The organism is Bacillus cereus group sp. BfR-BA-01382, assembly GCF_022663475.1.
Classification (GTDB): Bacteria; Bacillota; Bacilli; order Bacillales; family Bacillaceae_G; genus Bacillus_A; species Bacillus_A thuringiensis_S.
In genome coordinates this window covers 1-19,047 of the sequence record NZ_JAKUFQ010000101.1, presented here as the reverse complement: position 1 = coordinate 19,047, position 19,047 = coordinate 1, and the positions used below count along the sequence as shown (strand labels likewise).

Here is a 19,047-nt window from a genome sequence, read left to right as displayed (position 1 = left end):
GTAACAGAAGACAAAGATACACAAACAGATGGTGGTTCTGTAACGGGAAGTAAAGACAATAAAATTGAAGACAAAGTAACTGCTGAAAAAGAAAACAAAGAAACAGTAACATCTACTAACAATGAAGGTAATGAAAAAGTTGCTGAAAAACAAGTGGATAAAAAAGAAACTGTTAAAGATGAGATTAATAAACCTACTGATAAAAAAGTAGAAAAAGATACAAAAGCGACATCTAAAGAAACTGCGAAGGAAACGAAAGCAGAAGCTAAAGATAAAAAATTACCAGAAACAGGCGGTGACCAATCTACAACTATGGGAAGTTTAATTGCAGGTGGATTAGCAATACTTGCAAGTGTGGTTATGAGACGTAAATCAAAAAAACAAAACTAATTCGGTAAAATAGATGAAGGTAGTCCAGTAAATGGGCTACCTTTTTTGTGTTTAATTGATTTAAGAATGGATTATGTATTTTAATAGGGGAGGTTTTATAGTTATAAGTTTTATTGACAATAGTCAATAAAAATATGTTATAATTGTTCTATCTTTCGGGCATATTAATTTGGTTTTATAAGAGTTCTATAGAATTATGAATAAAAAATATATGTAATAAAATGTGTTGATAGATAGCAAGTTATATGGAGTAACTTGTTGTAAAAATAAAAGGAGTTGATACAATTGGGAGGAAAAATTGAAACTATATCATATTCAAAAGAAATGAAGAGTTCATTTATAGATTATGCTTTGACTGTAGTTACAGATAGAGCATTGCCAGATGTTCGTGATGGACTAAAACCTGTACATCGTAGGATTTTGTATGCGATGGGTGATTTAGGAATGTATCCTGATAAGGCTTATAAAAAATCAGCACGTATTGTTGGGGAAGTAATTGGTAAATATCATCCACATGGAGACTTGGCAGTATATGAATCAATGGTAAAGCAAGCACAGGATTTTGTGAAAAATGCTCCGCTTATTGATGGGCATGGTAACTTCGGTTCAGTAGATGGAGACTCTGCGGCCGCAATGCGTTACACAGAAGCGAGGTTATCTCCTGTAGCAATGGAAATGATACAGGATTTGTCGAAAGGTGTAGTTGATTTTAGAGACAACTTTGATGCATCTGAAAGAGAGCCAGTTGTATTACCTGCGAAAGTTCCAAATCTATTAGTAAATGGTGGGGTAGGTATTGCGGTTGGTATGGCTTACAAAACACCACCTCATGGTGTAAATAGTGTTGTTGATACATTGATTGCATATGCAGATAAAAAGGATATTGATATAGAGTCATTAATTGATATATTGGAAGCACCCGATTATCCGTCTGGAGGTATTATTACAAATAAGAATGAACTGAGAGACTTATATAGAACGGGTATTGGTAAGGCGGTAATAAGAGCCAAAATAGATATAGAGGATGCAGGATATGGTAGGACTAATTTAGTGGTAAAAGAAATTCCATATCCATATTCAGGCTCTAAAACAAATTTAATTAATAAGTTAATAACAATGGTAATTGAGAAGAAATTAGAGGAAGTTGTAAATGTTACAGATGAAAGCGATAAAGATGGCATTCGGATTGTATTGGAAGTAAAAAAAGGTGTAGATATAGATAATTTATTAAATAAGCTGTATAGCAAAACACCTTTACAATCAAGTGAATCTTATCAATATTTAGTTTTAGTAAATGGAGTTCCAACTACAATTAATTTAAAGGATTACTGTAAGCATTATTTTGATTTCCAAAAAGAGATAACAAGAAAGCGATATGAATATCTTCTTAGCAAAGCACAAGTTCGAAAAGAGATTTTAGAAGGGTTAGTCAAAGCCGAGGAAATGATGGATACCATCATTGAAATGTTAAGAGGGGCTAAGAAATCGAAAGAAGCAAAAGTGTGTTTAATGGAAGGTAATACTGAATCAATCTCGTTTAAAACAAAGAAGCATGAGAATCTTGCTAAGAAATTCGCTTTTACAGAAAAGCAAGCACAAGCAATTTTAGATATGCGTCTACAAAAACTAATCGGATTAGAAGTTGAGCTATTAAATCAGGAATATAAAAAGGTACTTGCTGAAATGGAAGAGTACGAATTGGTTTTAGGTAGTGAAAAAGAGATGTTAAAAGTTATTAAGAAGTATTTAAGGGGTTTTAAAAAGGATTTCGGAAGAGAGAGACGAACTGAAATTCAAGAAAAGAAAACAATTGAATATGTAGAAGAAATAAAAGAAGAAGATGTATGGGTATTGATTGATAAGTTTGGATACACAAAGTCAGTAGATACAATTTCTGTTGAAAGAAGTTCAGAAGAAACGTTGTCTGAGTATAAACAAGAGATTCTAACAAAAAATACATCTAAGCTTTCAGTTTTTACAAATCAGGGACGACTATATCAAATTAAATTAGCGGATATCCCTAAGGTAAAAATAAAAGACAAAGGTGTACCAATTCAGCGATTAGGAAAAATGCAAAAGAATGAGTATCCATTATACATTACAACAAATACTGAATTAGAAAAAGAAAGAGTAATCATATTAACAAAGACAGGTATGATTAAACAAACGTTATGCAGTGAATTAATTTCAAGTCGTTCAGTTGTAGTAGCGACTAAATTAGAAGAAGATGATGAAGTTATTCAAATAACTCCAATTAATGAAGTAGATGAAGATGTTCTTGTGTTTTCGAAAAAAGGTTATATCTTACGATTTAGCATTAATGAAATCCCAGTTCTGAGGAAAAATGCAAAAGGTGTTAAAGCTGTATCGCTTACGGAAGAAGATGTAATTGAAGGGGTGTACATTGTAAATGAAAACAATAAAGATGTGAAGCAACTAAATGGAAAACAGATAGAACTATCGAAGGTAGAACGAAAGACGAGGGGTAAAAAGGGTATTAAGTTTTAGTGCATAATAAAAGGGTTTGTCTCTTAGAAGGTAGAAAAGAGATGAACCCTTTTTGCGTTGACTATAGTTTATGTAAATAGGATAATTTAAGTAAATAAATATGAAATTAGAGGTGCAATAATGAATAAAATTACAGTAAAAAATACAGAAGATATTAAAAGTTTATATGCGGAAATGCTGTTAACTCCATTAATGATTTACTCTGCATTACATAGTGGGAACCAATTAGAATTAAATTGGAATAATCAAGATGGATATAATCGTATTTTGGATGTTTTATCACGACACATTACAAAACAGGCATTTAAAAAATACAGCAAGATGGAAATGCAAGAAAAAGGATTTGAGGATGTTTATATTTCAGCTTGCCTAAGTAAGGAATTACTTCAACAAGTAGAGGGAATGTCTATTCTTGTTCAAATGATAAGTGATAGGTTGCAGGAATTTTTTGAATCACAAAAACAACTGGATATTGAGACGTTTATTCTATTTAATACTTCTGATTTGAAAAGAAGTGCTGTTTTGTTTGTAAATAGTATGGAGAATGCTTTAACAAGTTTTGAACAAGATGCAGAAGAAGAGCAAGATGTTTCCTTGATTTGTTTTCAAACTTTAATAAGCAAAGGAAAGTCGTTATGTGCATTTGAACGTTTAGAATTATTACTTGTAAATGAACGAGTGGAAATAAAAGATTCAGATGGTGATGTTTATACGGCTGATACAATGAAGGAATGTTTTGGGATAGAGTTGTATGATACCAGAGTGAAAATGAATTCGCTAATTCATGATTTGAGTTTTGTTACGGCACTTGTATTATTAATGGAGACAGAATCAATTACTATTTCTTATGCAAACCCAGAGTTTTTAGAGTTATTAAAGACATCATTTGATGAATTTGGACTAACAATAGAAGTGCAGGTTAATGACTAAAATTATTGCATGTGGAATAGACCAAGGTTTGGCGAACTTGGGATATGCATTTATTGAATATGATATAAATACAAATCAATACATGAAACTTGATACAGGAACGCTAAAAACAAAATCCAGTGAATTGTTAGAAGATAGACTACTTACCATCTATGAAATGATAAAAACTTACAATCTTAAATATAATACAGATATCATAGCTTGTGAAAAGCTATTTTATAATCCCAAACAAAAAAATGACAATAGAAATAAATCTGCATCAATTATGACGACAAATATGGTTACTGGTGTTGTATTTCTTGTAGCAGGAGAATTAGGTTTATGGATTAAAGATTTTGTTCCAGGTACAGTGAAAAAACACGTTGCAGGGTATGGGCGAGCAACAAAAGAAGACCTGCAAAAAGCGATAGAAGATTTTTGTGAACAACATGGGATAAAAGCCAAAACAAATCACGAAACGGATGCGATTGGTATAGCTTTAACAGCCATTAAAGCATATATCGAAGAATTTGTAAAAAAAGGAGCGTGAAAGTATGGATAGAACAAAAATGAAATATTTATTTCAAAAGCATAAAGATAAATTACTTGTAGGATTAAGTATAGCTGTAACGATTGGGATTGGAACTGGTGTGTATTTTGTTTTCTTTCATGACAATGAAACTAAAAGTAAAAATGAAACACTCTTTGATAAACATATTAAACTGGCAGATACGATTGTCACAGGAGACAAAAATGGGAAGGTGTCTTTATTGGATACAAAGAGTGGAGATGAATTAGACAATGTTTCTTTAGGAGATGGGAAAGGGAATGAATTTAAATTTGCAAGAAGTAAAAATTTAGAATCTGTGTATGCATACAATCAGAAAAATCACACGTTCTATGAAGTCACAGTGAATGAAAAGCAGTTACATAAGAAAGAGATTGTATCTGTTTCAGATGCTTTAGTGGATTTTGATTCATTCCAATCAGATGGAAAGAATATTGTATTCTTGTCAAAAGATAAAAAAGAATTAACGCATGTCAAAGATAAATCAACGTATAAAAAATATGCATCTACTGAAGAAGTAAGTGACTTTTTAGTTGATAAAGGACAGTTGGTATTTGCTACAAATAGTTTCATTCATAGTGTTGATTTAAAAGATGAGAAAGAAAAGAAAATTGAAATTGGTGATAGTACAACAGGTTTATTTGCAGTTAAAAACGAGATTATTGCCTATAACAAATTCGGAAATGGAAAAGAAGACTCCATTGTATTACGTTTACGAGCAGATGACTTATATGTAAAAGAGATGCATAAATTTGAGTCTAATCGTGTAGAACCATTGGTCCCAGATGGAGATGATGAAACACTTATTTATTCGCAAAAAGTAAATGAGAAAACACATCCAAAACAACTCATCCAAGTTTTAAATAATAAGGATAAGTTTAAGAAAGATGTACGACCATTCCAGACTCCTAATAATCGTAAGATTGTTGATTATGAAAAAAGTAACAGTGTTGCTTCAAAGGGATATGTGTATTCTAAAAAAGGAACTCGTTTAGAAATTACAGATATTCGTGGCGAGAAAATTGCATATACATTAGATGTTCCAAAAGAATTTGCAATGCCTATCATTCAATAGCAATAGGAAAGACAAGTAGAATATATCGCTTGTCTTTTTTTATTGACTTTAGTCAAAAAGTGATTTATCATTAACTTTAGTTATAAAAAACTTATAGATAAAATACAATACATATAAGTATATAAATTAGGTATTTTTATAAAATCAAATAAAATCTGAGGAGTGTTATTTATTATGGCAGAGAGAAAATATTATTCATTCGTATCATTTCGAAATACTGAGGAAAACAAAGCGTTTGGTGCAATTGAAGGTTACATTACAAAACCTGTGGAATTAGAGGATACTGCTAATGGCAAGAAGGTAGCTAAAGTTTCGATGGTTTGCCAAAATGTAACGAAGAAAATTGGTAAAGCTTTAAAAATCGAAGTACAAGAAAAAGACAGCGAATTTATCAACATTACAGGTTGGGAACAATTAGGTGAACGTATGTCTAAAGCAGTTCAAAAAGGTGACACTGTAATCTTTACTGGTGATTTAAAAAGTCGAGAATATAATGGCAACAAATATTTCGATTTAACAGCTTGGGACTTCACGATTAAACGTAAAGGTAACGGAAATCAAAGTTCTGATGAAGGGGCATCGGATAACAATATTGGTCAACCGATTGATATTGCTGATGACGACTTACCATTCTAAGTAAAAGGGATGTACAAAGGAAAGAGAGTAAGGACATGTCCCTTGCTCTTTTCTTTTGCATAATTTAAACAGGAAACGTTAAGGAGAGGTAATTATTATGAAAATGAATAGAGAAGAATTTATTGAAGAGGTTATTGCGAAGGTGAAACAACTTCCTATTTCAAGTGTGATGGAAACTCGCATTGATGTAGTGAGACGTGGACATTCGTTTCAAGCCAAATGTCCATTTCATAATGACAATAAATTAGGTTCTTTTTCAATTAGTAATAAAAAAGGAATATTCAAATGCTTCTCCTGTGATGAAGGAGGAGATGCGGTAAAATTTATTGCGAAGTATGATAAGATTTCATTTGGTGCATCAGCAATTAAAATTGCACTGGAATTTGGTTTGATTACAAATGAAGAATATAAAGAAGCGTTTGGTGATAAAGCAGAGGTAGATGTTGCTGAAACAGTAAGAAAAACTTACATTGCATCTATGGATAAAGTGGATTATGAAGAAGAAAGAGCGGATATTGAAGTTCTTCATAATGTATTTTCTGTATTTAGCAGGGGTTCGTCCTTATGTGAAGGGCATGAAAAACTAACGAAAGAACACAAAGCTTATTTGATAGGAAGAGGTTTGTCTGAGAGGGATATAGAAGAAGATGGTTACTTTTCATTTCCTGGAAGACATTCTGCTTTCTTGACGAACTTTTATAATGCAATGTATGAAGAGTTTGGTTATACGCCAGAAATTCTGAAGGATATCCCAGGTTTCTTCTGTACAGAAAACTGTAAGATGGACTTTCAAACGAAGGATGGAGAAATTACGGTTCCGATATATGCATATAGAAGACAAGAAGGTATTTGTATTCCTATGAAAAATGCAAAAGGTCAGATTGCGGGAATTCAAATTCGATTAGATGAAACGCATGATGATTCCAGACGTTACATTTGGTTTTCTTCTACATTTGCAGATGCAGAAGATAAAAGTAACATGTATATCAATGGAACAGGTGCAGGAGCTCCTTTAGACGTTGTTTATCCTGAAACGATAAAACACACAACATTATTTGTTACAGAAGGACGCTTTAAAGCGAGAAAGATAGCAAGTACATATGGATGTATTGCTATTTCTGTTCAAGGTATTGGTAACTGGAGAAATATCGAACAAGAAATCAAAGATATTGAGGAAAGAACGGGATATGATATTAAACATATTTGCATTGCTTATGATGCTGACATGTCATATAACATAAACGTCTATAATCAATTCAAAAAGATGACAGATAAATTAAAAGAAGAATTTGATAAAAACATATATGTTTGTATGTGGGCAACTGAATTAGGAAAAGGGATTGATGATATTCTTGAGAATGATAAAGGGAATATGATTGATAAAATGGAAAAAACTCAATTTGACAGTTACTATGCTCAATATGTGAAAATGGTAACTGACAAAGAAGGGAAGAAAGCTTTTAAGGAAAAACCCAAGCCATTATTAAAAGCCTACTTTGATAGAGAAGTCCTACCTAAATTCAACAAATACAAAGACATTGTGTAGACCGCTAATATAATGCGGTCTTTTTTTTGTTAAAAAATATTATGTTCATAATAAAAAAACATTTGGTGATTTGTTATGTTTGTTAGTAAAAATATAAAATAGTTAGTTTACGAATTGTTATATAGACAACATTATTTTAATAAAATAAGTGGAATATATAAAACAGGTAAATGATGAATTTTAACTTAGGAGGTTAGTTTTCTTAGCAGGTCGTATTAAACAACAGGTATTCAGTCAATTCTTGAAAACCCATCAGTTTCAAGAGAATTTAAACAATTAAAAAGGGGAATTTTATTTTGATTAATGTAAATACGAAAGTAAAAGAACTAATTGTAATTACTCTAAAGGAAGAAAAAGATATGATTTTAGATAGAGTGAAAGGATATAGTCATACTATTAGTTCTCACGTATTACGTAAAATAGTTGCAGTTAATCCTTGTGTATTAAATGGGATTAACTACTTCATTAGCACACATATTCATATGAATTAAAGTGATGTGCAAGACTATAAATTTATTATAGTCTTGTTTCTTTAGAAAGATATTTATAGTGTATAATAATAAAATCAGCAGGTATAAAGGAGTTAATTAATATGAGTTATGGTGCTTTTAGAAAGAGTATAAATTCAACGAGAATTGAAAATGATTTTATCGCATTGAAGACAATACAATCTATTGAAGAAAGAGATAAAGCTCAGGAAATGGTTAAATTTAAAGTTCCTTTGTTTGATGAGGTTGTTGAAATTTGCGATGAATATGGAATTAATCCTGAAAATATGTATGTTTGTAATAATATTTCGAATCCATATTGGTATTGGGATGGAATCATATTTGTTTCTGTGTTTCAAATAAGTAAACAAGCATTTGAGATGTTTGAGATGGATAAACGAGTTAAAGTAAAAGAAGATATGGTCAAAAAGGCTTATGAAACAAAAGATTTTTATGAGGTAATTGCTTTTACAGAAGATTTTTTGAAGCCTTATATATTAAATGATATTTATAGAGAAGTACCTTGTGAAGAGAGATATGAACTATTCCGAGAAATATATACTTATATAGATTACAGTCATAAAGTCATAAAAAAAGAAGTGATAGATGAGGCGATTTCTTGTCAAACAGAAGCATTTAAGAAAGATTTAATGCTGAAATTGAATCCGTTAAGTAATAATGATTTCATCACAGTTTATAGAGGAGAAGGGACATATTCTATTTCTCATGAATCTGCAATGAGTTGGACTACAGATATTAATGTGGCCAGAAGATTTGCAGTAAAAGGTAGTGTATATAAAGGTGAAGTATTAAAGGGAAATGTAATTGATTATATAGAAGATAGGAATGAATCTGAAATACTGGTGTACCCCTCTAACGTTATGAACATAACTGAGGTTACAGAGAAAAAAGAATTTGATGTTATGAGAGAATTGAACTTAATGCAAGATGAAGGATTTACGGATGAATTCGCTATGTATAGAGATACTTTTGTATTGGACGAATATTATCACAACCCATCGAGTGTACATGGTCCATTACATGTGAAACGAGTTTTACTTCATGTATTATCTTTAGCTCGTACTTTAAAGTTATCAAGTGTAGAAAGAGCAATTTTAGCGAATGTAGCTGTTTTTCATGATATTGGTAGGACTCATGATGACCATTGTACAAAACATGGAGAATGGAGTTTGAAAAAGCATGAGGAACTGATTGAAGGGAATTTTCCGTTTATTGGAGTGAATTATGTTACACCACGAACGGAAGGTCGTATGGATTATGATATTGAGTTTTTAACAGATGAAAGTATAGAAATTGTTAAGTTTATTATAGAGTATCATTGTAAAGATGATAAATTAGCGAAAAAGCACTTAAAGAAATCTAAATCTATTTTGAAAGAGAGTAAAGAAATGGCTTGGAATCTTTATGAATGCTTTAAAGATTGTGATGCTTTAGATAGAGTTAGACTTGGTGATTTAGATGTAAGTTATTTAAGAAAAGAAGAATCAAAAGAAAGAGTTGCATTAGCCCATCAATTATTAACAGGTATTCGTTAAGAGAGATATTTTATCTCTCTTTTTTTATGTCCTCGAACAGAAATGATATTGAAGGGAGATAGGGGATGTGTTATTTTTGACTAAAGTCAATAAAAAGAGAGTAGTGAGATTAGATGTGGCCTTTTAGAAAACAAGAAGAATCAAACAACTTATGGAGAGAACGAAGTAAAATGAGTAACGACGAAGAACATGAGGAATATGAAGAAGAATACGAAAGTGAGCCTTATGACATGTTGTACTTTTTAATTCATTTTATGCCTCATAAGGTATATGTATATGTCTCAGAAGATGACTTTTATGATGATGAGGGGGTTGTACGTATACGAAATAATGAGGGTTGTATGAATTACTTTATGGGTAATTTAGTATGGTTTGAAAAGAAAAGTTTTATTTCAAAGAATGAGACAATTAAAGAAGTTTTAGATATGTACGACTTAAAGGAGTCAGAGAATACACCATATAAGATTATAGAAATTGAACCATATCAGGATGAAGATGATGAATAAAATGAAAAATAGAAGAGCATACTGATTTTATGGTTGAGATGGAATGCATGTCAACCTTACATCAAGAATCGACAGAAAAAAGAGACTGTAGCAAACTACGGTCTCTTTTGTTTATTTGATATAAGAGTGCATTTCCATCAATGTCATTTCTGTATTCGTTGTTCGGTTCAAATAGACAAGTTCTGCATTTGTCCTGTTAACTTCCTTCATAATTTTCTCGTAAAATGTATGATTGAAGTAATGTGTATTTACAAACACATAGTCCATGTTTTTAATAAATGAAATACTCTTGTTTAAACTATCAACATCTATTACTCGAACGTGAGGTAACGACTCTTTTATTTTTAGTTGCCAATTCGGATGACCACCAAACACAGCTATTTTAACTTTCTTTAATGAATGGATAACGTCATCAAGTTTTATAGTATCTTGAGGGATGTCACTATTCATACTATAAATAAAACTTCTTAAAGAAGAGAGTTCTTTCTTTTCTTTAGAAAACGTTTCAACCTCTGACTCCAGTCGAGCGTTTTGTTTCTCTAATTCTTTTACTTGTTTTTCCAGTGCTAAACGTTGCTCTTTCGCCTCTTTTAATTTGAATTCCGTTGTTTTCTTTAATTTCTTTAAAGATTCTTCTTTTTCTTTTAATTTTTTCTCTTTTATTTTATTAGCAAGGTACGTTTCTTCTTGCTTATCCTCTAAATATAGTTTTTTAAGGTCTTTATACATTTTTGCCATAGCCATCATGTAGAGGTATGCAGGTAACAGTAATTCGAATTTATTGGAAACGTTCTCGTTTTCAATGTCTGCAATTAATAATTCTTGGAATGTTAATTCCATTTCTTCTCTTGATAAGAAAACTTTATTTTGTATTTCTACAGGGTCTAAATCTAATGTTTCTATCCAGTTACCCAGTAACATAAAATAAGAGTTCATTTCTTCTTCTTTTTCGGGTAAAAATTTCCCTTCTTTTTCACTTATTCTTTTTAGATAGTTCACTGCCAACCAATGGAATAGGGATTGATTGGCATCTATTTTTGTTGTTCCAAATTGCTCCATGCATTCTTTTACACCTGCTTTATTCTTTGCTAAGAAAAACTTTTTAGACTGGTAAGAATGAGGACTGTTTAGCATTTCATCATATGTACTTAAGAATTCTTCAGGTATCAAAGCTCGCTTTTTCCATACGGATGCCAAGTAAATACAAATGGCAACAGAATAAATGAAGTCAACAGTGTACGGATTATTCCCCCCGCTTTTTTTCATAATATAATCTGTGTAATCAAGAAGGTTAAATTCAGACCTTTCATTCACAAATCTATAAGCTCTACTATACCCCTTTTTAATAATGGTTATGAGAGGTTCCATCTTTCTTTCTTCAGGAATGTTTCTACTATCATTTTTACAGTAGGCATAAATCCCAATAAGTTTTCTTAATACAGCTTCCGTTTCAATAAGGTATATCTTTAATAATGGTTCTTTTGAATAAGGACTCTCTTTATACGCCTGATAATATTCCCATTCATTTTCTTTGTATTTTGCATGAATAAGAGAATGTGCATTTGGAGCAGAAGCTAAGGCAATAAACATGATGAAGTCAATATCAAGTTTATTTCGTTGCATATAATAATAATCATTTAATAGGGGGTTCGTTCCGTCATTTAAATTTATGTGCATGTAATCATCTCCAGGCAATAGTCATGATTTCATTGTATGAAGAAGTGAGACGTTCGTCAAACCAAATAAAAAAGTCGTTAGTTACTCTGGACTAACAACTTTATATTCATGTATAGAAGTATCAATACTCTTTGCAGTTTTATCTGTGATGTTATTTGTATGACTTGAATAATTAATGACTAAAAACATAGAGAATGCAATGACTAAAGAACTGATAATCATAGATTCAATTGAAACATAACCTTTTTTATTTTTTAATGTATTCATTTTATCACCTCTCCTTTTATTGTTTATATATTATATGCGATAAAATCTGAAAAAACAGAGATTTAGGGTGAATATATTTCTATCATTTAGGAAACTACTAAGCACTCATTACATTGACTATAGTTAATAAATTTTATACTATAATAGTATACTGTTGAAAGAAAGGAGGCGGTATAGATGAATCCGAATGTTGCTATTTTTGTGATGATTGGTTGCTGTATTGGCTCGTTATTAATGGGGCTTATTTTTGGCTATTTAATATGGGGATTTAAAGCAAGCGATTTAAAAGATGAATTAGAGGAAGAACAACGATTAGCGAAGATTGAAAGAGATAAACAAATTGCTGAAGTGGAACAATTAAAGAAATTGAAATTTGAAGCTGAAACAGCGGTTTCTAATCAGGTTAAAAAGATGAAAGATATGGAAATTGAAAACAAAAAGTACGAGAAAGAGTTATCTGAAGCGAAATCACAACTTTTCGTATATGAAAAGTTATCACAACAAAATCAAAAATAGAGTGACTACAGTTGTAGTCATTTTTTGTAAAGAGAGGTGTTAGAGATGAATAAACAAATGTCTATTAATCAAAAAAGAGATTTAGACTTAGTGAGGCGAATTCAGTACCAATTAGAACTATATGGAATTCGAAAGGATATGTCTCCAGAAGAGCTGTCTGCATTGTTAGAGGAGTTGGCAACATTGTCAGTAGATGTTGTTAGAGAGATGAAAGAGTTAACGGAATAGAAGTTTTATATGGAGGAATGGATGAATGGTGAAGAACTCAAATGATACAGTGGAAGCAGGAATGATATTTTTCGCGTGTATGATAGTTTTTGCTTCAGTTATAGTTGGGTATCTTTTTTTAACGAAAGTGTTAGATGAGGAGAATAAGAAGATTGAATATAAGCATGAGCAATCCCATAAGAACGCTGAAATATCAGAGGAATTACTGGCGAAAGAACTAAATACAGAAAAGAAAAAGTTTATACTTTCTGATAGAGGTGGAAATGTTTTAGATAATTCTTATTCAAGCCATTGGGTAGACAAAGACCTATCAGGAAATGTGAAGACTGATGACGGTGAATACATCGTGTATTTTGACACAGAGCAAATAAAAAAAGAAGATGTAGAGATGTACAAGCCTGTGAAAATAAAAAAGATAGTCAAGGAGGGGTAAAGTGGATGAAAAACTAAAAAAAACGCTAAAGGAAATACATGAAGTACATCAAAAAAGAAAGAAACAAAAAGAAAATCCGAACAAGTTTTGGAATAAGTATGAAGGGACAATTCAATTCCTAATTATTTTCTTTTTTACATTCATAGTGCCATGCATTGTTGTTTATGGAGCTCTTCATCTTATTGAATGGATTAAGAGTATAATACATTTCTAATGAGAATAATTTTCCTGCACGTTCAAAATCAAAAGCCTTATAGTTGTGTATAAAAATAGACCATTGTTTTCATATGGTCTATTTTTTTGTGAAAATAAAATTGACTATAGTATAAATTAAGATATATAATTGACTATAGTAAATAAGAATGTGAGGGATAGAAATGTTATACGATTCATTAATTGGTAAGAAATTTGTAGAAGTAAAAAAGAAATTGCTAAATAGTCCTGATTTAAAACGATTTCCTTTTATGATTGCATTCGAATTAATGAAGGATGGTTTCGTTTGTATTTCTGAAAAAGACGGTATAAAATATACCGTTTTAAATGGTTGCTTAAATAAACAAAATGAATTTGGTGCTTGGGAAGTTAGTTTGTTATCCGTTTGGCAAGCGGATGGACTCTGGTATATAGAGCCAAAAGAGGATTTGACTGATGAACAAGAAAATAAAATTGAATCACTCTTTTCTTCAAGTGAGCTGATTCGTCCTTATATTTCTGATGAATCAGAATTGGACTCTATGACATTAAAAGAATTAAAAAACAAATTAGCAGAGATGAAAATTCTGTTTGATAAAGGAAATTTAATGAATGCAACGGACTTTGTTTCTGTAAAAATGCAGAAAGAAATCATTGAGAAACTAATCTCGAATATAGAGAGTGATAAAAACAAATGGGAACAAATCAAAAGAATTGCATAAAGGAAGAGGATGTACTATGAAAAACATTACGATTGAACAACTACATGAATTAGATTCTTATGATTATGCATGGTTTGCTATTAAATTCATGGGTCATAGAAATTATAGAAATCCAGAGTCTATGGATAAGCAAGTTTCTAAGGCATGTACACCGAAGAAAATGAAAGAATTCTTGGAAAGACAAGGTGTAGTTTTGGTTGAAGAGTCAGATGATATTGATGCTCTTTGGGAGAAAGTAAAAGAAACTATTAAACAATTAAATAAATAGAAGGTTTGTATATATGAAAAAATCGTCAAATATGGGTTCGAGTAAATATGAATATCATCCCGAAAAACTTGAAAAGGATGTTTTAAATAATCAAAGGAGATATGAGCGAAAATCACAGGAGATTAAAGAGGAGCTTAGTAGGTTACTAAAAAACGAGCCTTCTCGAATGAACGAAACATTCTCTATGATGATTCAATCTTTAAGAGAATTAAAAGAAGAATATCATTTATAAAAATAGAAAAGGTGGTTGTAACGATATGAATATTGAAGTGGTTATTAATGAGGTGCCTCTTACAGTTGTTGCTGATTTTGAAGGTATAAAAAAAGACCTGGAATCAAAGAAGATAGAAGTAGAAGAGTCAGAAGAGCTATTTATGAAATTACATGAAGTTGATGAATATGCAACGAAAGAAGAATCTTTACGTGATATTGAACAAATGCTGAAATTTGTAAATTCTCTTGAGCATAATGAAGACGCATTGATTGAACATGTTCGTGATGTTCGGAAAAAGAAAAACGGGAAGTTTTGGTTGAATTCAGGGACAACACTTTCTCGATTAGAGTGTGTAACAGAGTATTTTACAGATTATACAAATGCATGGAGCACACCGCAATTAAGACTCGAAGTAATGGATGCGGATACCTGTGAATTAGTCTTTCGAAATCGAACAGAAACATTATAAAGGTGGAGTGAGAATTCATGAAACAAGGACAATATAAACATGTAAATGCATTGGTTGTGGAACGTTGTGTGAACTACCCCCCACCTATGCTTATGCTTAGAGGTGGGGGCTTCTAAGGTAGTCGTACCTAACGGAACGAAATGGACTTAGCTATCCCCGTAGTCCCTACGGTTCAATATATATTAAGAGATATACGCTATACCTTCTTTTTTTATATTTAGACTTGCATTGTAGTCTCTATCTATAGATAAACCACATTCACAATGATAGATACGTTCTGATAAAGACAGACTCTCTTTGATTTGTCCACAAGAAGAGCATTGTTTCGAAGAAGGAAACCATTTATCTATTTTAACAAGTTGTTTCCCTTGCTCTTCTAATTTGTAATGGAGGAATGTTGTAAACATACCCCATCCATTATCGTGAACACATTTACCAAAGTTAAGAGCTTGCGACATACCTTTCATATGTAAGTCTTCTATGACAACTGCATCATACATTGTCGCCAGTTTTCTGGATTTTTTATGCAAAAAGTCTTTTCGTTGGTTGGCAATTCTTTCATGTAATATAGCTATTTTTCGTTTTTGTTTATACCAACGATTGCTTTGTACTTTTTTACGAGAAAAAGAACGTTGTTCTTTGGCTAATTTTTCTAAGGCATGACGATAGAAACGAGGGTAATTGGCTTTCTCACCATCGCTTGCAACGTATAAGTCATGCATAGAAAAGTCTAATCCTACAATATGTTGTACTTCTATTTTGGGAACATGTTGTTCAAATTCTACCAAAATAGAAATATAATACTTTCCTGATTTGGATTGAGAAATGGTACAACTTTTTATTTTATGATGAGAGGGAATCTCTCTGTGTTGTTTGATTTTTACCATTTTCAATTTAGGCAATTTGATATAGCTGTGGAAGAGCATAATGTTTCCATTTACTACATTGGTTGTGTAGGATTGTTTCGCTCTTTTACTTTTTAATCGAGGAAAAGAAGCTCGCTTGGCAAAAAAATTCTTATATGCTTTTTGCACATGTAATTGTGCATTTGCCAATGATAGACTATCTACTTCTTTTAACCAAGGAAACGAAGTTTTATATTGTGCAGGGGTTGGGAATTTTAACTTTTTTAATGATTCCTTGTCCTCTTTATGTAATTCGTATCTCTCCTTACAAGTAGATAAGATTTGATTATATACAAAACGCACACAACCAAATGTTTTCGAAATCAGATGCTTTTGAGCATCTGTTGGATATAAACGAAATTTATAAGCCTTATTAGCCATATCAAATCACCTCTTTTCTAATTATTGTATATTCTTATTATATAATAGAAACATACGTTTGATAAAGAAAAAAACACCATTCATCCCCCACCTATAATCATACCATTGTTGAAATAGTTGAGGATAAGGAAGGTGGACAGAAGTGGACAGCAGAAGCAACTGTTTGGTAACTGGCTCTGTGTTTGCGTGCACTAAAAACGAAAAATGTAGATGTCTCCGCATGGGAAGATAAAGAAAAGAAAGGCATTGAATATGGGATTGGGTTTTGTCAGTAATGTATTAAAAGAAGAAAGGTACTTTTCCTAAGATGCAATAAAATAGAAACTTCTGCGAGATGAATAATAAGAACAGTAGCTTTCTTTATGTATATAAAAGGAGCAAAGAATCATGAGAGGGAATAAGAAAAATACAATTTATCACTCTGTTTTTTATTTTGATAAAAAAGAAGAGTATGGAGTAGAAGTTAGCTTTGAACCATATGGACTTATCTATAGGGTTCTTTTAAAAACATGTAATGTCTTCAATAAAGAAGATAAATCACATCATTTTTACTTACTACGAAATCCATTTTCTTCTCAAATATTTACAGAGAGAATTCAAAAAAAAGTAAGTTTGCATCTAAGGAAACTTCATTCGCATTATAAAAAATGGGGGGTTCCAGAAGATATAGTTGGGTTTCCGTGGAAGCAAGAAGAAGAGAATTAAAGAGGTGGAAGTTATGAAGATAACAACAACATTCAAGGAGAAACGATTCAATTGTAAGTTTTGTGATAGAGAAATGAATGTCAATGATAGAACATATAGAGTCAACCCATTCTGCTCTCACTGTTACGAAGAGAGATTAGTTGCTTCAGGTGCTATAGACTTACGGGGGAATCATCAATCTCTACAAATGGATGTTGATTATTCAGAAGTGGTTCCAGTAGATAAAGAAAAAACATGGTGTAAGAAAGAATGAGTTACGTATGACAAAGAAAAAGACACATGAAGAATTTGTTAAAGAGGTTAAAACCTTTGTAGGAAATGATTATGTTGTTATAGGAACTTATAAGGGAAGTAAAGAAAAAATAAGAATAAAACACTTACTTTGTAATCATGAATGGGATGTATTTCCGTATCAATTTTTGCATAGGAGTAAATGTTCTCACTGTGGAAAAGGTAGAAAGACAAAAGAGCAATTCCAAAAAGATGTTTTAAATCAGTGGGGCGATGAGTATGTTGTTATCGGAGAATATATTAATAATCGCACAAAAGTAAAAATGAAACACTTGGTTTGTGGCAGGGAGTGGGCATTTACACCTTTGAATTTAAAAAAATGCAAGGGATGTACAACTTGTAATAGTAAACAAATCAAAAGATATAAAAAAACACATGCGGATTTCATAAAAGAAGTCTATGAAAATGTTAAAAATGAATATAAAGTTTTAGGAACTTATAAAAATAATAGAGAAAAGATATTAATGCAACACACTACATGTGGTAATGAGTGGTTAGTCACACCTAAGAACTTTTTAACAAATAATAGCAGATGTCCAGAATGCAATTCTAAACAAAAAGGGATAAAAGATTTTAAAAAGAAAGTAAATCAAATAGTTGGTGATGAATATATAGTTGTTGGTGAGTATATAAACAATAAGACAAAAATAAGAATGTTGCACAGAAAATGTGGTGAAATAGTTGAAATTGCACCTAATAATTTTTCAAAAGGTTGTCGTTGTTCTAAATGTTCATCTAAAAAGGCTAATATCAAAAAACGGAAAACACACGCAGAGTTTGTATCTGATATTTATCGGTTAGAAGGCGACAAATACAGTGTTATAGGTAAATATATTGATGTTAAAACTCATGTGTCTTTAAAACATAATGAATGCGGTCATATATGGGACAGTACACCTCATAATTTTTTTGCAGGTAGAAGATGCCCGAAATGTAGAGCAAGCAAAGGGGAAAAAGAGATAGAAAAATTCTTACAAGAGCATAATATCGTTTATGAATCCCAATATATTGCAGAAGGATGTAGATACAAAAGAGACTTGAGATTTGACTTTGGTATTTTCAGTAATAATAATCTTGTGGCCGTAATTGAATATGATGGGCAACAACATATTACGCCAGTCTCTATTTTTGGTGGGAAAAAAGCTTTTGAAACTTTGCAAAAACGAGATGAGATAAAAAATAATTATTGTAAGGTAAATGGGATTAGAATGTTTAGAATACCATTTTGGGATATAGAGGATATTAATAAAATTTTATTTGACCTATTTATACCTTTTATCAGAGAAACGGAACAAATAGCATAATGGTCATATATTTATATTGACTATAGTCAATATAAATGAGAAGATGTTGCTAAGATACTTGTCATAAAATAAATAATAATTTTAGGAGAGATTTCATATGTTAGTAAAATTACCAGTTAATGTGACAGCAAATTTACCATTTAATGTGTTAGCAGATTTACCATTTCATTTATTAAAAGAACTACGAGTAAAACACTTTTCTCATAATGACTATGATGGGGTTGGTTGTGGCATTTTAACAAAATTAGCATTTAAGAACAGGAACGTTCGTTATTTAGATTATAAGCGAGTAG

The 19,047-nt window shown here is 31.3% G+C and carries 24 protein-coding genes and 1 pseudogene; 22 read left to right on the top strand and 3 right to left on the bottom strand.

The features are described 5' to 3' along the window. The 10 genes from MR160_RS27175 to MR160_RS27130 form a co-directional block, all read left to right on the top strand. On the top strand, positions 1 to 390 hold a 390-nt coding region (locus tag MR160_RS27175), incomplete at its 5' end, for an LPXTG cell wall anchor domain-containing protein (protein WP_242298565.1). Between the two features lie 285 nt (positions 391 to 675). Then, a complete protein-coding gene (locus MR160_RS27170) occupies positions 676 to 2,898 on the top strand; it encodes a DNA gyrase/topoisomerase IV subunit A (RefSeq protein WP_242298563.1) in 2,223 nt (740 codons plus the stop codon). Positions 2,899 to 3,018: 120 nt separating this feature from the next. Beyond that, positions 3,019 to 3,828, top strand: coding sequence for a hypothetical protein (locus MR160_RS27165; protein WP_242298561.1), 810 nt, complete (start codon positions 3,019 to 3,021; stop codon positions 3,826 to 3,828). Beyond that, positions 3,821 to 4,357, top strand: coding sequence for a crossover junction endodeoxyribonuclease RuvC (locus MR160_RS27160; RefSeq protein WP_098615550.1), 537 nt, complete (start codon positions 3,821 to 3,823; stop codon positions 4,355 to 4,357). The genes MR160_RS27165 and MR160_RS27160 overlap by 8 nt, the downstream gene beginning before the upstream one ends. Before the next feature lie 4 nt (positions 4,358 to 4,361). Further along, positions 4,362 to 5,450 (top strand): hypothetical protein, encoded by a 1,089-nt coding sequence (locus MR160_RS27155; protein ID WP_242298559.1) that lies wholly within the window; start codon positions 4,362 to 4,364, stop codon positions 5,448 to 5,450. A 174-nt stretch (positions 5,451 to 5,624) separates the two neighbouring features. Next, entirely contained in the window at positions 5,625 to 6,086 is a 462-nt protein-coding gene (locus MR160_RS27150; RefSeq protein WP_242298557.1) for a single-stranded DNA-binding protein, read from the top strand. A 97-nt stretch (positions 6,087 to 6,183) separates the two neighbouring features. Then, positions 6,184 to 7,632, top strand: a complete 1,449-nt coding sequence (locus MR160_RS27145) for a CHC2 zinc finger domain-containing protein (RefSeq protein ID WP_242298554.1) — start codon at positions 6,184 to 6,186, stop codon at positions 7,630 to 7,632. A gap of 296 nt (positions 7,633 to 7,928) precedes the next feature. Beyond that, positions 7,929 to 8,123: a hypothetical protein gene (locus MR160_RS27140; RefSeq protein WP_242298552.1), complete on the top strand. Its 195-nt coding sequence runs from the start codon at positions 7,929 to 7,931 to the stop codon at positions 8,121 to 8,123. A 101-nt stretch (positions 8,124 to 8,224) separates the two neighbouring features. Further along, positions 8,225 to 9,676: an HD domain-containing protein gene (locus MR160_RS27135; protein WP_242298550.1), complete on the top strand. Its 1,452-nt coding sequence runs from the start codon at positions 8,225 to 8,227 to the stop codon at positions 9,674 to 9,676. A gap of 113 nt (positions 9,677 to 9,789) precedes the next feature. Then, positions 9,790 to 10,182, top strand: a complete 393-nt coding sequence (locus MR160_RS27130) for a hypothetical protein (RefSeq protein WP_242298548.1) — start codon at positions 9,790 to 9,792, stop codon at positions 10,180 to 10,182. A 111-nt stretch (positions 10,183 to 10,293) separates the two neighbouring features. Here the strand turns inward: MR160_RS27130 and MR160_RS27125 are convergent, their stop codons facing one another. Both MR160_RS27125 and MR160_RS27120 read right to left on the bottom strand, forming a co-directional pair. Further along, positions 10,294 to 11,859 (bottom strand): hypothetical protein, encoded by a 1,566-nt coding sequence (locus MR160_RS27125; protein WP_242298546.1) that lies wholly within the window; start codon positions 11,857 to 11,859, stop codon positions 10,294 to 10,296. Between the two features lie 81 nt (positions 11,860 to 11,940). Next, positions 11,941 to 12,126, bottom strand: a complete 186-nt coding sequence (locus MR160_RS27120) for a hypothetical protein (RefSeq protein ID WP_242298544.1) — start codon at positions 12,124 to 12,126, stop codon at positions 11,941 to 11,943. A gap of 177 nt (positions 12,127 to 12,303) precedes the next feature. On the opposite strand from MR160_RS27120, the gene MR160_RS27115 reads away from it, so the two are divergent. The 8 genes from MR160_RS27115 (at position 12,304) to MR160_RS27080 (ending at position 15,168) form a co-directional block, all read left to right on the top strand. Further along, a complete protein-coding gene (locus tag MR160_RS27115; RefSeq protein ID WP_242298542.1) occupies positions 12,304 to 12,642 on the top strand; it encodes a seryl-tRNA synthetase in 339 nt (112 codons plus the stop codon). Between the two features lie 45 nt (positions 12,643 to 12,687). Next, the gene (locus tag MR160_RS27110; RefSeq protein WP_001041490.1) at positions 12,688 to 12,870 is read left to right on the top strand and encodes a hypothetical protein; all 183 of its coding nucleotides are present in this window, start codon (positions 12,688 to 12,690) and stop codon (positions 12,868 to 12,870) included. Between the two features lie 25 nt (positions 12,871 to 12,895). Further along, entirely contained in the window at positions 12,896 to 13,303 is a 408-nt protein-coding gene (locus MR160_RS27105) for a hypothetical protein (RefSeq protein ID WP_242298541.1), read from the top strand. Position 13,304: 1 nt separating this feature from the next. Then, positions 13,305 to 13,517: a hypothetical protein gene (locus tag MR160_RS27100; protein ID WP_242298540.1), complete on the top strand. Its 213-nt coding sequence runs from the start codon at positions 13,305 to 13,307 to the stop codon at positions 13,515 to 13,517. 163 nt (positions 13,518 to 13,680) lie between these two features. Beyond that, complete coding sequence (locus MR160_RS27095) at positions 13,681 to 14,217, top strand: hypothetical protein (protein WP_242298538.1); 537 nt, start codon at positions 13,681 to 13,683, stop codon at positions 14,215 to 14,217. Between the two features lie 16 nt (positions 14,218 to 14,233). Then, a complete protein-coding gene (locus MR160_RS27090; protein ID WP_242298537.1) occupies positions 14,234 to 14,485 on the top strand; it encodes a hypothetical protein in 252 nt (83 codons plus the stop codon). Between the two features lie 13 nt (positions 14,486 to 14,498). Beyond that, positions 14,499 to 14,717 (top strand): hypothetical protein, encoded by a 219-nt coding sequence (locus MR160_RS27085; protein WP_242298535.1) that lies wholly within the window; start codon positions 14,499 to 14,501, stop codon positions 14,715 to 14,717. A gap of 25 nt (positions 14,718 to 14,742) precedes the next feature. Beyond that, positions 14,743 to 15,168, top strand: a complete 426-nt coding sequence (locus MR160_RS27080; RefSeq protein ID WP_242298533.1) for a hypothetical protein — start codon at positions 14,743 to 14,745, stop codon at positions 15,166 to 15,168. A 182-nt stretch (positions 15,169 to 15,350) separates the two neighbouring features. On the opposite strand, the gene MR160_RS27075 is transcribed toward MR160_RS27080, so the two are convergent. Further along, positions 15,351 to 16,454: an RNA-guided endonuclease InsQ/TnpB family protein gene (locus MR160_RS27075; RefSeq protein WP_242298531.1), complete on the bottom strand. Its 1,104-nt coding sequence runs from the start codon at positions 16,452 to 16,454 to the stop codon at positions 15,351 to 15,353. A 387-nt stretch (positions 16,455 to 16,841) separates the two neighbouring features. On the opposite strand from MR160_RS27075, the gene MR160_RS27070 reads away from it, so the two are divergent. The 4 genes and pseudogenes from MR160_RS27070 to MR160_RS27055 all read left to right on the top strand — a co-directional run. Then, positions 16,842 to 17,159, top strand: a complete 318-nt coding sequence (locus MR160_RS27070) for a hypothetical protein (protein ID WP_001214850.1) — start codon at positions 16,842 to 16,844, stop codon at positions 17,157 to 17,159. Positions 17,160 to 17,172: 13 nt separating this feature from the next. After that, the gene (locus MR160_RS27065) at positions 17,173 to 17,412 is read left to right on the top strand and encodes a hypothetical protein (protein ID WP_242290363.1); all 240 of its coding nucleotides are present in this window, start codon (positions 17,173 to 17,175) and stop codon (positions 17,410 to 17,412) included. Between the two features lie 7 nt (positions 17,413 to 17,419). Beyond that, a complete protein-coding gene (locus MR160_RS27060) occupies positions 17,420 to 18,754 on the top strand; it encodes a PDDEXK family nuclease (protein WP_242298528.1) in 1,335 nt (444 codons plus the stop codon). Positions 18,755 to 18,851: 97 nt separating this feature from the next. Continuing rightward, positions 18,852 to 19,047 (top strand): annotated as a pseudogene (locus MR160_RS27055) (DHH family phosphoesterase); the annotation flags it as partial.

Coding starts and splice junctions, on each gene's coding strand:
- MR160_RS27165 (WP_242298561.1), top strand. CDS start 3,019: ATGAATAAAATTACAGTAAAAAATACAGAAGATATTAAAAGTTTATAT.
- MR160_RS27160 (WP_098615550.1), top strand. CDS start 3,821: ATGACTAAAATTATTGCATGTGGAATAGACCAAGGTTTGGCGAACTTG.
- MR160_RS27155 (WP_242298559.1), top strand. CDS start 4,362: ATGGATAGAACAAAAATGAAATATTTATTTCAAAAGCATAAAGATAAA.
- MR160_RS27150 (WP_242298557.1), top strand. CDS start 5,625: ATGGCAGAGAGAAAATATTATTCATTCGTATCATTTCGAAATACTGAG.
- MR160_RS27145 (WP_242298554.1), top strand. CDS start 6,184: ATGAAAATGAATAGAGAAGAATTTATTGAAGAGGTTATTGCGAAGGTG.
- MR160_RS27135 (WP_242298550.1), top strand. CDS start 8,225: ATGAGTTATGGTGCTTTTAGAAAGAGTATAAATTCAACGAGAATTGAA.
- MR160_RS27130 (WP_242298548.1), top strand. CDS start 9,790: ATGTGGCCTTTTAGAAAACAAGAAGAATCAAACAACTTATGGAGAGAA.
- MR160_RS27125 (WP_242298546.1), bottom strand. CDS start 11,859: ATGCACATAAATTTAAATGACGGAACGAACCCCCTATTAAATGATTAT.
- MR160_RS27120 (WP_242298544.1), bottom strand. CDS start 12,126: ATGAATACATTAAAAAATAAAAAAGGTTATGTTTCAATTGAATCTATG.
- MR160_RS27115 (WP_242298542.1), top strand. CDS start 12,304: ATGAATCCGAATGTTGCTATTTTTGTGATGATTGGTTGCTGTATTGGC.
- MR160_RS27110 (WP_001041490.1), top strand. CDS start 12,688: ATGAATAAACAAATGTCTATTAATCAAAAAAGAGATTTAGACTTAGTG.
- MR160_RS27105 (WP_242298541.1), top strand. CDS start 12,896: ATGGTGAAGAACTCAAATGATACAGTGGAAGCAGGAATGATATTTTTC.
- MR160_RS27095 (WP_242298538.1), top strand. CDS start 13,681: ATGTTATACGATTCATTAATTGGTAAGAAATTTGTAGAAGTAAAAAAG.
- MR160_RS27090 (WP_242298537.1), top strand. CDS start 14,234: ATGAAAAACATTACGATTGAACAACTACATGAATTAGATTCTTATGAT.
- MR160_RS27085 (WP_242298535.1), top strand. CDS start 14,499: ATGAAAAAATCGTCAAATATGGGTTCGAGTAAATATGAATATCATCCC.
- MR160_RS27080 (WP_242298533.1), top strand. CDS start 14,743: ATGAATATTGAAGTGGTTATTAATGAGGTGCCTCTTACAGTTGTTGCT.
- MR160_RS27075 (WP_242298531.1), bottom strand. CDS start 16,454: ATGGCTAATAAGGCTTATAAATTTCGTTTATATCCAACAGATGCTCAA.
- MR160_RS27070 (WP_001214850.1), top strand. CDS start 16,842: ATGAGAGGGAATAAGAAAAATACAATTTATCACTCTGTTTTTTATTTT.
- MR160_RS27065 (WP_242290363.1), top strand. CDS start 17,173: ATGAAGATAACAACAACATTCAAGGAGAAACGATTCAATTGTAAGTTT.
- MR160_RS27060 (WP_242298528.1), top strand. CDS start 17,420: ATGACAAAGAAAAAGACACATGAAGAATTTGTTAAAGAGGTTAAAACC.